Annotated in this window: 10 protein-coding genes and 6 pseudogenes; 7 read left to right on the plus strand and 9 right to left on the minus strand. The window is 69.9% G+C overall.

From position 1 onward, the window contains the following. Positions 1-118, minus strand: a pseudogene (locus ACSU6L_RS00005) (prepilin peptidase); the annotation flags it as partial. Positions 119-376: 258 nt separating this feature from the next. Beyond that, positions 377-1,330: a helix-turn-helix domain-containing protein gene (locus tag ACSU6L_RS00010; RefSeq protein ID WP_437052210.1), complete on the minus strand. Its 954-nt coding sequence runs from the start codon at positions 1,328-1,330 to the stop codon at positions 377-379. 163 nt (positions 1,331-1,493) lie between these two features. Here ACSU6L_RS00010 and ACSU6L_RS00015 point away from each other — a divergent pair, with 163 nt between their 5' ends. Next, a complete protein-coding gene (locus ACSU6L_RS00015; RefSeq protein ID WP_437052211.1) occupies positions 1,494-2,522 on the plus strand; it encodes a saccharopine dehydrogenase family protein in 1,029 nt (342 codons plus the stop codon). Positions 2,523-2,675: 153 nt separating this feature from the next. Here ACSU6L_RS00015 and ACSU6L_RS00020 read toward each other — a convergent pair whose 3' ends face one another. The 4 genes and pseudogenes from ACSU6L_RS00020 to ACSU6L_RS00035 form a co-directional block, all read right to left on the minus strand. Then, positions 2,676-2,837 (minus strand): hypothetical protein, encoded by a 162-nt coding sequence (locus ACSU6L_RS00020; RefSeq protein WP_437065237.1) that lies wholly within the window; start codon positions 2,835-2,837, stop codon positions 2,676-2,678. Positions 2,838-2,913: 76 nt separating this feature from the next. Further along, positions 2,914-3,291 (minus strand): annotated as a pseudogene (locus ACSU6L_RS00025) (Type-2Aa cytolytic delta-endotoxin); the annotation flags it as partial. A gap of 67 nt (positions 3,292-3,358) precedes the next feature. Beyond that, positions 3,359-3,874 (minus strand): DUF1877 family protein, encoded by a 516-nt coding sequence (locus tag ACSU6L_RS00030; protein ID WP_437052213.1) that lies wholly within the window; start codon positions 3,872-3,874, stop codon positions 3,359-3,361. 225 nt (positions 3,875-4,099) lie between these two features. Then, positions 4,100-4,489: a VOC family protein gene (locus tag ACSU6L_RS00035; RefSeq protein WP_437052215.1), complete on the minus strand. Its 390-nt coding sequence runs from the start codon at positions 4,487-4,489 to the stop codon at positions 4,100-4,102. Positions 4,490-4,687: 198 nt separating this feature from the next. On the opposite strand from ACSU6L_RS00035, the gene ACSU6L_RS00040 reads away from it, so the two are divergent. From ACSU6L_RS00040 to ACSU6L_RS00050, 3 genes and pseudogenes are all read left to right on the plus strand, one after another. Beyond that, the gene (locus ACSU6L_RS00040; RefSeq protein WP_437052217.1) at positions 4,688-4,987 is read left to right on the plus strand and encodes a hypothetical protein; all 300 of its coding nucleotides are present in this window, start codon (positions 4,688-4,690) and stop codon (positions 4,985-4,987) included. Further along, a complete protein-coding gene (locus ACSU6L_RS00045; RefSeq protein ID WP_437052219.1) occupies positions 4,987-5,169 on the plus strand; it encodes a DUF485 domain-containing protein in 183 nt (60 codons plus the stop codon). Before ACSU6L_RS00040 ends, ACSU6L_RS00045 begins: the two co-directional genes overlap by 1 nt. Continuing rightward, a pseudogene (locus tag ACSU6L_RS00050) lies at positions 5,166-6,795 on the plus strand (cation acetate symporter). Before ACSU6L_RS00045 ends, ACSU6L_RS00050 begins: the two are co-directional and overlap by 4 nt. A gap of 112 nt (positions 6,796-6,907) precedes the next feature. Here the strand turns inward: ACSU6L_RS00050 and ACSU6L_RS00055 are convergent. Next, positions 6,908-9,317, minus strand: a pseudogene (locus ACSU6L_RS00055) (SpoIIE family protein phosphatase). 440 nt (positions 9,318-9,757) lie between these two features. Continuing rightward, a complete protein-coding gene (locus tag ACSU6L_RS00060) occupies positions 9,758-10,450 on the minus strand; it encodes a TetR/AcrR family transcriptional regulator (protein ID WP_437052221.1) in 693 nt (230 codons plus the stop codon). An 18-nt stretch (positions 10,451-10,468) separates the two neighbouring features. Here ACSU6L_RS00060 and ACSU6L_RS00065 point away from each other — a divergent pair, with 18 nt between their 5' ends. Further along, positions 10,469-10,735, plus strand: coding sequence for a hypothetical protein (locus ACSU6L_RS00065; RefSeq protein WP_437052223.1), 267 nt, complete (start codon positions 10,469-10,471; stop codon positions 10,733-10,735). A gap of 29 nt (positions 10,736-10,764) precedes the next feature. Here ACSU6L_RS00065 and ACSU6L_RS00070 read toward each other — a convergent pair. Then, positions 10,765-11,723: pseudogene (locus tag ACSU6L_RS00070) on the minus strand (maleylpyruvate isomerase family mycothiol-dependent enzyme). A gap of 335 nt (positions 11,724-12,058) precedes the next feature. On the opposite strand from ACSU6L_RS00070, the pseudogene ACSU6L_RS00075 reads away from it, so the two are divergent. Then, positions 12,059-12,824: pseudogene (locus tag ACSU6L_RS00075) on the plus strand (PspA/IM30 family protein). Beyond that, positions 12,821-13,099 carry a PspA-associated protein PspAA gene (gene pspAA, locus ACSU6L_RS00080; protein ID WP_437052225.1) on the plus strand — a complete coding sequence of 93 codons (279 nt, stop codon included), beginning with the start codon at positions 12,821-12,823 and terminating at the stop codon, positions 13,097-13,099. Before ACSU6L_RS00075 ends, pspAA begins: the two are co-directional and overlap by 4 nt. Positions 13,100-13,111 lie beyond the last annotated feature (12 nt).

The following is a 13,111-nucleotide window of genomic DNA, read 5'->3' on the forward strand; positions in this document are numbered from 1 at the left end:
GGTGTCCCTCCGGGCAGGTCTTCCGCCAGGGCTCCTCCGGCGTCACCGAAAGCCGGTAGGCGGCACGCGGTATGAGCAGGCCGGTCCCGACACCCCACAGAACGGCCACCGCGATGATCCAGAACGTCTCCACGACACGGAGCCTAGGGGGTGTCTCGTCGATCAGGCCGGATCAGGGAGCGGCGTCTGGTGCCGTGCATCGCAAGGCGGAGGAGGGAGCCGATGCGGAGCGATGGGGATGCCCCCGCGGGAGCTCGTTCGAGTGTGGGGGAGAGTGACGACAACGCGACGTGCCCCGCGCGGGAGCTCGTTCGAGCGTGGGGGAGAGTGACGACAACGCGACGAGCGGCACGTGAGCAGCTCGAAAGGGGCGTTGTCAGTGGTGAAAGCGGGTCTGGGAGCGAAAGGTGCGGCGGTAGGTGTCCGGTGGGACGCCCACCGTGCGGGCGAAGTGGCGGCGCAGGGTGGTGGCGGTGCCCATGCCCGTGGCCGTGGCGATGGTATCGACGGTGTCGTCGGTGGTCTCCAGCAGCTCCTGCGCGTAGCGGATGCGCTGGGTGTGGAGCCACTGCAGCGGGGTGGTGCCGGTCACCTGCTTGAAGTGGCGGCCCAGGTGGCGTGAGCTCATCTGCGCCTGGCGGGCCAGGTCCTCGACGGTGAGGGGCTCGTTCAGCCGCCCCATCACCCAGGGGAAGAGGTCCGCGAGCGGATGGTTGCCCGGCTCGGGGACGGGGGTGGCGATGAACTGGGCCTGGCCGCCGTCCCGGTGGGGTGGTACGACCAGGCGCCGGGCGATCTTGTTGGCGATGGACGAGCCGTGGTCGAGGCGTACCAGGTGCAGGCACAGGTCCATGGCGGCGGCCTTGCCGGCGGAGGTGAGCACGCTGCCGTTGTCGACGTAGAGGACGTCCGGGTCCACCGTGACCTTCGGGTGGCGCCTGGCCAGTTCCCGGGTGTGGGCCCAGTGCGTGGTGGCGCGCTTGCCGTCCAGCAGTCCGGCGGCGGCCAGGACGAAGGCGCCCGTGCACAGGGAGGCCACGCGCGCGCCCGCCTCGTGGGCTGCGCGTACCGCGTCGACGAGTTCGGCCGGCGGGTCCTGGTCGGTGTCGGCCCAGCCCGGGACGATCACGGTGTCGGCGAGGGCCAGGTGGTCGAGCCCGTGGTCGGGTTCCAGGTGAAAGCGGCCGAGTCGTACGGGGCTCGGTCCGCAGAGCGAAAAGCGGTACCAGGGGTCCACTATGTGGGTCAGGTCGGCGCCGAACACTTCGCATGCCAGGGAAAGTTCGAGGTGCAGCATGCCATCGGTGATGGCCAACGCGACGGTGGGCATGTCCGGAAGTGTATGGGTCATGTCGTTGCAGACACTCGTGTGGGGGTGTTGCTCCGCGTCAGGATCTCCGTGACAGAGCGCCGCGGGTCGACAGGGATCGGCGGCGGGTCGTCCAGGCACAGACGAGTGCGGACGAGTACGGGCGAGTACGGGGAGCGGGCGTATGGGATCGGGCCAGACAGTGGTGGTGTTCGGAGCGTACGGACACACCGGGCGGTTCGTCGTGGCGGAGCTGGTCGAGCGCGGGTTCGTCCCGGTGCTGTCCGGCCGCGATGCGGGCAAACTGGAGGCGCTGGCCTCCGGGGCCGGGCTGGAGGCCCGTACGGCGTCGGTCGACGACCCGGACTCGCTCGACCGTGCGCTGGCCGGCACCGCAGCCGTGATCAACTGTGCCGGACCGTTCGCCTCTACGACGGCTCCCGTGATCGAGGCCGCCCTGCGGGCCGGGATCCCGTACCTGGATGTGGCGGCCGAACTCGAGGCCAACATCGACACCTTCGCGCACTTCGCCGACCGGGCACGGGAGGCAGGCGCGGTGATCGTTCCGGCGATGGCCTTCTTCGGCGGTCTGGGCGACCTGCTGGCCACCGCGGCCATGGGTGACTGGGCCAAGGCCGACGAGGCACACATCGCCTACGGCCTGAGCAGCTGGCACCCCACCGCCGGGACACGGCGTTCGGGTGCGGTCTCGCGGGAACGACGCGGCGAGCGGCGCCTGCGCTTCGCGAACGGCCAGTGGGAGTACCGCACCGACGCCCCGCCGACCCTCGAGTGGCGCTTCCCCGAACCGATGGGTCCCCAGCCGGTGATCGGGGAGTTCACGATGGCCGACGCGGTGACCGTGTCCAGCCACCTGTCCATCCCGGACGTGACCACCTATATGACGGTCCGGGCCGTACGTGACATCGCGTCCCCGGACACGCCGACCCCGATCGCGGCCGACGAGAACGGGCGGTCCGACCAGACCTTCCTCATCGACGCGGTCGTGCGCTCGGGCGGCACCGAACGCCGCGCGACAGCCCACGGCCAGGACATCTACGCCGTCACGGCCCCTCTCGTCGTGGAGGCCCTCGACCGCGTTCTCACCGGCCGCACCCGCACGGTCGGCGTCGCCGCCGCAGGCGAGATGTTCGACGGCCCGGACTTTCTGCGCGCGCTGTCCCCGCACGTCACCCTGGAACTGCTCCCGTAGCGATCCGGTCCAGCGATCCGGTCGCCCTGACCTCGCCGCGAGGGGCTGTGCGATCTCACGGCCCGGGACGGCGGGCTGTGACTGATCCTGGGAGCCGGACGCACGACGCGCCGGGCACGGCTGCGAACGGAAGCGACGGGCGTTGTCCGACTGTCAGGCCGCGTTCGCGAGTTTCTGGCGTACGACGATCGCGTTGAGCTGTACGGCGAAGGGTGCGGTGTCGGCGACGCCCAGGGTCCCCACACGGTCCTTGCCGAGGCCCACGGTGACGTCGGCGCAGAAGGCGACACCGTACAGGTACGCGCCGGCTTCCATGTCGGTAGTAGCTGGTGCGGTCCTGGAGTGCGAAGAACAGATCGCGGTAGTAGCTGGTGCGGTCCGGCTGCTCCTCGTAGTAGGCCAGCCCTGGTTCGCCCTCCTGCGCGGCGAGACCGGTGAACGCGTCCACGAGGTCGCGTTCGATGGTGTCCCAGAACGACGCCTGAGCCGCCTCCGCGGGGAGCGCCTGACGGACCGCCTCCTTGAGGGAGAGCACCATGACCACGAGCGGTGCCTCCTCCTGCAGCTTCCAACCGCGGATCACCTTGACGGTGTCGCTGTCGGGGAGCACGGCGGCGGCATCGCGTATGCGCGCGAAGTCGTAATTGACTGTGGCGGGTGCGATCGCCTCCTGGAAGGCGCTCCTGAGGGCCTCCGCTTGGGCCTGGTGCGCCTCGTCCACCACGGTGACTGTTCTGAAGCAGGCTGCCAACTCATCCTCCTTAAACATTTTGTTGAATGGATGAGGCGTCAGTATGCCGTGACCGCGCCCGGCACGCGACCACGCCGGCCGCTTCTCAAGCCCACACCACTTTGACCACGGCGTGCCCCGCCGAAGCCGCCCGCCCGTAGAACCCCCGCAGGCCCCTGTGATGGTTGAGGAACTCCAGCCTGGCCTGCGCCTCGTCCCAGCCGCCCAGCTTGGCACCGGCGCGCTTCCACAAGTCGTCGAAGGAGACAGCCGCAAGGAAGTCCGCGGCCCGTGACACCCCAGGCGGCTCCAGAATCATCATGGGCGGGTCGGAGGGGTCGGCGTCGGCGCTGTGCGGCACGGGGCGGCCGCCGTAGATCGGCAGTGTCCATGCCTTGTCGGCGTCGGCGCGTGCGTGCGCGTGCGCGTGTGCGTCGAGGTCATCGGCTACGGCGTAGAGGTCGTTGACGGAGTTCCAGACCTTGTCGATCGAGCCGGCGATACCCGCTGCGACCTCGTCGGGGTGGTTGTCCCAAGCCTCGGACATGAACGCCGCGAGCCAGGTGTGGTCGTCGCGGACCTCGGACTCCGCGACGGCGCGAAAGTGCAGGTGGATGCTCATGTTCTACTCCTCCGGCTCCCGGACGCGGAGCAAGGTCGAGGTAGCGGTGGGGGGGCGTCGTGCCGGGTGCGGCGGCGACCGCTGCACGGAAGGCGGTCGACCGTTCGCCGATCATGCGCAGCAGGTCGGGGAACTCCGGAGTCTTCGGCACCCCGGATGTCTGTCACCGTGTTCCGGCAACCGGACAGCGGGTTCTCATGGCCGACGCGGCGGGCGCGCGGCACGTCAGGCGAGGTAGTCAGCGCGCCCTTCGTCATCGAGTTCGAAAGGGCCCTCGGGGATGACGCAGAACTCGTTGCCTTCGGGGTCGGCCATCACCAGGAACCCGCCGGCGGCGTACTCCTCCAACCGGCACCCACCCAGCGCCTCGACACGCTGCTGTTCGGCGGCCGGGTCGGGTGAGGTGATGTCGAAGTGCATACGGTTCTTGGCCGACTTGGGCTCGCCGGTCCGCTGAAAGCCCAGCCCCAGGCCGTTCTCGCGCCGCAGCCATACGTACGGTCCCATGCGGCCGACGACCGGCCTGCCGAGCAGCTCGGACCAGAACGCGGCAAGCCGTTCGGGGTCAGCGGCATCGACGATGAGGGCATTGATCTGCATAGGTGCGTACGCCATGCCTTGATCCTCTCAGAGCGTGATCCCCTCAGGGCACCCAGGACCACTCGGCTTCCCGGTCCGGAGCGCCGCATCCGCATCGACCCCGAAACGTGATCCACCGCCTACTTACAGCCATGCCGACCAGTCGGTATGGTGCGCCGCTGAGCCACTCCCCGTTCATCTCCACGGATCCGAGCCGTAGTGGAAGGCCAGTCGATGACATACCCCGACGAGAACCGGTATCCGCCATCAGCGTCACCGGGTTGGTCCCTGACGCACACCGATCGTTCGTCATACGGATACGACGTCCCTCCCGGGTACGCCCCGGACGGTCGCTCCCCCTGGCACGAGCCGTACGCGCAGAACGAGCCGTACGCGCACGAGACTCATCGGCACAGCGCCGACCTCGCCGCCCTCCGCTCGGCCTACCGCCTCCTTCGCCGGACCTCCACGCTCGCGGCACTCGGCTCCTTCGTGGTGTACATCGTGCTCGTGCCTGCGCCGCCCCGGGCCTGATGGGGTCCGAGATCGCCGGGGAGCTGAGCCTGGGCATGGCCCTGGGCGTCCTCCAACTCGTCGTGACCTTCGCGGCGGTCTTCTGGTACGGACGCAGCGCGCAACGGTCGGTGGATCCGCTGGCCCGCGCCGTGAGGGAGCAGGCGGTCGCCGCCGGCGGGAACACCGGTGCGGCGAGATGAACGACTTCAGCTCCGGGACGCAGGCCACCGTCCTTCTCCTGTTCACCGTGCTGGTCACCCTCACGCTGCTGATGTGCGTGATGGCGGGCCCGGACCGCGACGACCTGGCCAACTTCTACACCGGCTACCGCTCGCTCACCCCGTTCAAGAACGGCCTGGCCATCGCGGGCGACTACATCTCCGCGGCCACCGTGCTGAGCACCACCGGCATCGTCGCGCTCACCGGATACGACGGCTACGTCCTCGCGGTCAGCACCGCCTTGTCCCTGGTGCTGCTGATGTTCCTGCTGCTGATGTTCCTGCTGGCCGAACCCTTGCGCAACGCCGGCCGGTTCACCATGGGTGACGTCCTGGCCCGCAACATGCCCGGGCGGGCCGTGCGTGTCGCCGCCTGCGTGGTGACGCTTTCGGCGACAGTGCCCTTCCTGGTCGTACAGCTCTCCGGGGCCGGGTCGCTGCTCACCTTCATCCTGGACCTCCCGCACCTGGCGGGCGCCAGGACGGGCAGCATCGTCATCGTCGGCAGCCTGATGATCATTTACGCGGCGCTCGGCGGCATGAGAGGCACCGCGCTCGTCCAGATGGTCAAGATCGTGTTTCTGCTCGCCACCAGCCTCGCCGTCGCCGCCCTGGTCCTGAACCGTTTCGACTGGAGCCCCAGCGCCGTGCTCAGGGCCGCCCAGCAGGGCAGCGGCGCGGGCCCCGCCTTCCTCCAGCAAGGCCTTCAACTGGGCACCTCGGCCGGTGAGCGGCTGGACTTCATCGGGTTCCAGATCACCGTGGTCCTCGGTGTCCTGCCTGCCCCACATCACCATGCGTCTGTACTCGGCGCAGGACGTGCCCGCCGTACGTCGCTCCATGTCCTGGGCGGTCGCCACGGTCACCACGTTCTGCCTGCTCGTGATCGTCATGGGGACGGGTGCGGCAGCGCTGGTGGGGTCGCAGTCCATCATCGCGGCCGACCCGGAAGGCAGGACGTCGATGCTCATGCTGTCGCAGATGCTCGGCGGAGCACCCGGCTCCACGGGCACGACGATTCTCTACTCGGCCGTGGCGGGCATGGTGTTCATCACCCTGCTGTCCTCGGTCGCGGGAATGACCCTGGCCGCGGCCTCGTCGCTCGCCCATGACCTGTTCGCCCACGTGAGACGGCGGGGGCAGGCGGATCCGCGCACGGAGATGACGGTGGCGGCGTGGACGAGCGTGGCCGTGGGAATCGTCGCCATCGGGCTCGCCACCCTGGTCCAGAACTGGGACGTCGGCGTGCTGACCACTCTGGCCATCTGCATCGGGGCATCGGCGGTGGCACCGGCGCTCACCTACTCCCTGTTCTGGCGGGGGTTCACGCGCACCGGCCTGGTCGCCACCCTCTACGGCGGCGCGGCCTGCGCGCTGGTGCTGATGGTCTTCTCCGAGGCCGTCTCGGGCACGCCGTCCGCCCTCTTCCCGGACGCCGACTTCCACTGGTTCCCCATGCAGTCCACCGGACTGGTCTCCATCCCGTTCGGCTACCTGGCGGGCTGGCTGGGCAGCCGTCTGGACCACCGGCGCCGCACCGCCGACAGCGTCGAGACCCGGCGGCTGTATGAGGAGAGCGAGGCACGGCTGCTCGCCGCAGCCGAGTGAGCCGTCTCGGTCGGGCGGTCGGCGCCCGTTGTCCGGTGACGGTGACGGTGCCGGTGCGTCAGGTGCGTCAGGTGCGTCAGGTGCGTCAGGTGCGTCAGGTGCGTCAGGTGCGTCAGGCGAACATGCCGGCCAGTGGTTGCTCGGTCCACACGATCTTGCCCTCGCGGGTGTACCGGGTGCCCCAGCGTTCGGTCATCTGGGCCACCAGGAACAAGCCGCGCCCGCCCTCGTCGGTGGTGCGGGCGCGGCGCAGGTGGGGTGAGGTGTGGCTGGCGTCGCCGACCTCGCACACCAGGCACCGTTCACGGATCAGCCGCAGGGTCGCGGGACCGCCGGCGTAGCGGTAGACGTTGGTGACCAGTTCGCTGGCGATCAACGCGGTGCTGAACGCCAAGTGCTCCAGTCCCCATTCGGTCAGCTTCGCGGAGGTCAGGTCCCGGGCCCGAGCGGCGCTGGCAGGCTCCAGCGGCAGACACCAGGAGGCGACATCGTCCGGTTGCAGCATGCGCGTACGGGCGATCAGCAGGGCGACGTCGTCGCTGGGGCGCGATGGCACGAGCGAGTCGACCACCGCCTGGCATGTGCGTTCCAGCGCGTCGGTGGGGCGGGTGAGCGCTGCGCGCAACTTGGTCAGGCCGGCGTCTGCATCGATGTGACGTTCGCCGATCAGTCCGTTGGTGTAGAGGCACAGCAAGCTTCCCTCGGCCAGTTCGACGTCCCGTGCCTCGAACGGCAGGCCGCCCAGGCCGAGCGGTGGGCCGGCGGGCAGGTCCAGCAGAGACACCTGTCCGTCCGGCGCGGTCACCACGGGCGGCGGGTGGCCGGCGCGGGCCATGGAGCACCGCCCGGAGACCGGGTCGTACACGGCGTACAGGCAGGTGGCGCCGACGACCTGCTCGCCCACGGGCGGTTCGCCGACTGCCTCCTGTTCGGCCGCCAGGAGGTTGACCAGGTCGTCGAGACGGGACAGGACCTCGTCCGGCTCCAGGTCGAGGCTGGCGAGCGTGTGTACGGCGGTACGCAGCCGCCCCATGGTGGCGGCTGCGTGGATGCCGCGTCCCACCACGTCGCCCACGACGAGGGCGACCCGGGCACCGGACAGGGGAATGACGTCGAACCAGTCGCCGCCCAGGCCGGAGGCCGCGCTGGCCGGCAGGTACCGCAGGGCCACCTCGACGGCCGACTGGTCCGGCACTTCCCGCAGCAGAAGGCTGCTCTGCAGGGTGAGCGCGGTCTGCTGCTGCTGGGTGAAGCGCCGGGCGTTGTCGATGGCGACGGCGGCGCGCGCGGCGAGTTCCTGGGCGAGGGTGAGATCGTCCGCCTCGAAGGGATCGGGACGGCGCGAACGCCACAGGGTCATCACTCCGAGCACCAGGCCACGGGCGGCGACAGGGACCACGATCAACGAGTGAGCGCCCAGCTCCGGAGCACGGGCCCCCTGGTGCCCTTCGGCGGAGAACCAGTCGGGCGGGAGCACCGCTTCCAGGACGGGCCGTCCTTCGGTCAGGCATCTGGCCTGGGGAGTGTCAGGCGCGAACTCCACCGGCTCGGGGTGGGGCGGGACGGCTTGGGCACCGATGCCGCTGGTTCCCACGCGTACCACCGGCCCTGCCAGGGGCCGCGCCAGTTCCTCACCGCGCGTCACCGGCTGGAGCAGGTCCACTGACGCGTGGTCGGCGAGGTGCGGCACCATCACCTCGGCGAGTTCCCGGGCCGTCTCGGCCACGTCGAGGGTGGTGCCGATACGGCCGCCGGCCTCGTCGAGGAGCGCGAGCCGGCGCTGGGCGCGATGACGTTCGGTGATGTCCTCGATCATCTCGGCGACACCCAGGATGCGGCCGGAGGGATCCTCCATCGGGAAGGACGAGACCAGCGCGACCCGCTCGCGTGCCGGATCCTGCTCCAGGCGAGTGAACTGCTCGGAGTAGATCAACGGCTTTCGGGTCTCCATCACCTGGCGCACACGGTCCACGGCCTTGCGCGCGTCGTCAGGGAGGAGGAAACAGCCGGTGGGCAGCCCCCGGAAGTCCGCTGCCGGGACGCCGCTGAAGCGTTCGATGGCCCGGTTGACCCGGAGAAGTCTCAGGTCGGGGCCGTGGACGACCAGGCCGATCGGGCACCGGCGGTACAAGCCGTCGAGAACCGCGCGGTCCCTTTGCCACTAGGACGTCATCCGCGAGCGCCCCGGCGAGCAACCACTCGCGGACCCGGCCGTCGCGCCAGAGCGCGTGGGCCCTGAGACCCACTTCCACGAGCCGGCCGTCGCGGTGCCGCACGTTGAGCACCCCGAACCAGCCGCCGGCTCTCCTGGCGCCCGCCGCGGCCTCTCGGACAGCCGGCAGATCGCCAGGATCCACAAGGACGCCGAGTGCCGAACGACCGATCACGTCGGTGTCAGGATGACCGAGCAGTTCCTGGGCCCGCCGGTTCCATCCGACCACGACGCCCCGGTCGTCGAGAACCGCCAGGGCGGCGAGGTGCTGGGCGAACGGATCGTCGTGGCTTTCGCTGAGCTCCGTCATCCGCTTCTCCACCGCTGGACACCACCTTGTCCTCGGTCGCCGATGTCCTGCCTCAGGTCCCGTGACGCCCGGGGACCGGCGCAGCGGCGTCCGGTCGGCTCAGGCGTTCCCCGAAGCACGCTGACCTGCTGCTGCCATGCAAGCCTATTGAATCCGGTGGCGCCGCGGTCTCGCCCACGGAGTGGCACGGCGTGGCGGGCATCGCGCTTCCGACACCGGAAGGCCTGGGGGACGTCTCGCCGATCATGCCGGGCTCGCGGCGTCTGGCGCCGCGCCTCGTCGCGTTGTCGTCGGTCCCCGATTCCCCCAAGCTCTCGGCTCCGCTCGAGCACCCCCATCGCATCGGCTCCCTCCTCCGCCTTGCGACGCACGGCACCAGGCGCCGCTCCCTGATCCGGCCTGATCGACGAGACACCCCCCAGGGCGGTCCGGCCGCCGGGTCAGCGGTGGCCGGGGAACCGGAGGGCGTTCGCCCAGAGGCGGGTGACCGTGGACACCAGTTCCTCGAAGTCCACAGGCGTGGCCCCTTCCTGCCGTTCGCCGAGCACGAAGGCGTTGTAGGCCATGACGCTGACCATGCCCGACAGCGCTCGGGAGGCCATCATCGGATCGACCCCACGGTCTGCGACACCTCGCGCCTGCAGTTCGGCGATGCCGCGGGCATTGCGGCGGATGAACGCGTCGGCGCGCCGGCTCCGGAACTCGCGGAAGTCCGGCTCCACTTGCGCGACCTGCTCGAGCAGGCCCATCAGCTTCGCGTTCCTTCTGTATGCCTCCAGATACGCGCGATTGCTCGCTTCGAGGACCGCACAGGGATCGTCGGCATCCTGCACCCGGCCCATGCCGGGGTGCATCATGTCCTCCTGCGCCTCCAGGAGGACGGCGGCAAGCACCTCTTCCTTGTTGGCGAAGTAGGTGTAGAAGGATCCTGCCGCGCATCGAGCCTCTTTGGTGATGTCGGTCAGGCGGGTGTCGAGGTAGCCGTCCCGTTCGAACACCTTCAGCGCGGCTTGCACCAATGCGGCCCGTGTCCGTGCTCCACGCTTCGTCGCAGGCGGCTCACGAAGCTGCGAGAGGGGTGCCATGGGCGGCGCCTGCTCGCTGTCGATCTCCTCGGGCCCGGTGGTCTCCATCCAGGGCACTTTACTTGAATGCGACACCATGTTCATGCCGTCGCTCGGGGTGCGCGGTCAAGCGCCGATCCCGAAGCGTTCGGCGGGTTGGCGGCGGGTGTCGGCGGCGCTGGTGTGCAGTACGCCCCCGATTCCGATCCGTGCCGCTCCGTCGAGGTTCTGCTGCAGATCGTCGCCCTTCCCGCCTACGCGCCTCTGGGTGACGCCGGCTGTGAGCGTCTCGCCGAACTCGCGAGCCCCTTCGGCCGCGCGGTCGTCGACGCCGGCCTCCTCAAGCTTGGCTGAGGCGGGCCCTTGTCGGAGCCCGTCGTGCCTCAGAAGGCCGAGTTGGCGAACCAGTGAGCCAGCAGGTCCTCGTCCCCGTCGTGAGCGAGGGCCTCTGCCTCGTAGGGCAGGCGGCCGTAAACGAGCAGGAGCAGATCGGCCGCGGTTCCCCGGACGGTCGCATCAGCGGTGTCCGAGGCCGGACGGGACGTGTCCAGGCCGAAGCCGTCGGGCCGCAGGCGGACCAGCCAGGCGTCGTCTCCGTCGGTCGTGCGGAAGCGGATGGTCCTGTCGGGGCCGCGCAGGTCGGCCACCTTGGGGGCGAAGAAGGTCGCGAAGGGCAGGTTGACCAGGAACTCGTCGATCCCGTCGACGGCGACCGGACGGTCGATGACGGGCCGGAGGCCGAGTGCGAGCTCGGCGTCGGCCCGGTGCAGCAAGGTCTCGAAGAGCATGCGGCGTGCCCAGAAGCGGGCGTGCTGGTCGACGCCCCACGCCCACATGGGAAAGTCCGGGTCGATGGCTGCGAAGGCGTCCGCGGCCACGGTCGCGCTCTCGGCCAGCCAGTCGGCGTATCCGTTCTGCTGTTCGGGGAGCCGCAGGTCCACCTCACGTGTGCGCGGGGGTTCCTGGATGCGCGCCCGCAGCAGGGCCGGAACCATCGCTGGACACTGCCCGTGTGCTTGACGAGGTCGGCGAGCGTCCAGCCGGGGCAGCTGGGCACCGCGGTCGCCAGGTCGGCGTCCCTGACCGCTGCGACGAACCGGGCGGTCTCCGACGCGACCTCTCTGCGGTGATCGACCGGGGTGACAACGGATGCGGGCTCGGCGTGGTCGGCCGTGGTCATCGTGAGACATGCCTTTCGAAGAAGCTGCGGGGTCAGCCGGACGGCTGACCGAGGACGGCTCGAGGAGCAGGACACCCTGTACGCCTGCCGGAGCACCGGTGCACCGGCAGCCCGTGTCCGCCACGGACTGCCGGTGTCACTGCTCGGCGGTGGCCGCCGCATGGGCGGTAATGCGGCTCGGAGGCGAGCTCAGGGTCGCGCGGCAGCGGGCTGCGCGGTGCAAGGTGTGCTCCAGTGATCCTGCGGCTGCGTCACACCTGCCTCACGGCACCCGGCACCGCCGGGTGCTTCTCTCTTTCTCCACCTGATTCCGGGAGCAGACCGTGACCAGCACAAGGCCGCACGGCACACGATCAAACTGCCACGCGGGACCCACGCCCGGACAATGGAAGTGGTGCTCGGCTGCCGGTGAGCAGCGGGCGAGCCGGTGGCGCAGCCGCGCGGCCGGGGGCTGAACCCGCGAACCCGACGGATAGCCGGCGAGCAAGGAGGTCACCATGACCAGCATCACCCAACGCATCACCACCCTGTTCCCGATCAAGGCGAACAAGGCGCTGGACAAGGCCGAGGACCCGCGCGAGGTCCTGGACTACTCCTACGAGCAGCAGCTGCAGATGCTGCAACGCGTGCGGCGCGGGGTGGCCGACGTGGCGACCAGCCGCAAGCGGGTCGAACTCCAGCTCAGCCGACTCCAGCAGTCCACCGACAAACTGCAGGGCCAGGCCGAGCAGGCGCTGGCCGCCGGGCGCGAGGACCTGGCCCGCGAGGCGCTCACCCGCCGTACCGCTGTGGCCGCGCAGATCACAGACCTCCAAGCCGAGCACACGTCGCTGAAGGAGCAGGAGGACAAGCACGCTCGCCGCACAGCGCCTGGAAGGCAAGGTGGACGCCTTCCGGACCCGCAAGGAGACCATCAAGGCCAGCTACACCGCAGCCGAGGCCCAGACCCGGATCACCGAGGCCGTGACCGGCATCGGCGAGGAGATGGGCGACGTGGGCCTGGCCATGCAGCGCGCCCAGGACAAGACCGAGCAGCTGCAGGCACGCGCCGGCGCCCTGGACGAACTGATCGCCTCCGGTGCACTGGACGACGCCACCCTGCCGGCCGGCCGGGACGACATCCAGGCCGAACTGGAGCGCGTCACCGCGGACCAGGACGTGGAGCTCGAACTGGCCAGGATGAAGGCACAGTTGCCGAGCGGGTCCGCTCCGCAGGCGGTGGAAGCAAGGGAAGGACGGCCGGAACAGGAGGAGAAGTCATGATCATGCGGATTCTCGGCGAGGGCCAGTACGACATCGCCGACGAGCACCTCGACCGGCTCAACCACCTGGACACCGCCCTGCAGAAAGCCGCCGACGCCGGTGACGAGACGGCCTTCGCCACCGCCCTGTCGGCGCTGCTGGACGCCGTACGCAGCCTCGGCACACCGCTGCCCGAGGAGCGGATCACTCCATCGGATCTGGTGCTGCCCGACGAGACGACCAGCCTGCCGCAGGTACGCGAGTTGCTGTCCGACGAGGGCCTGATCCCAGACTGACGGGGTGATGGC

The organism is Streptomyces sp. enrichment culture (genome assembly GCF_964272855.1).
Lineage (GTDB): Bacteria > Actinomycetota > Actinomycetes > Streptomycetales > Streptomycetaceae > Streptomyces.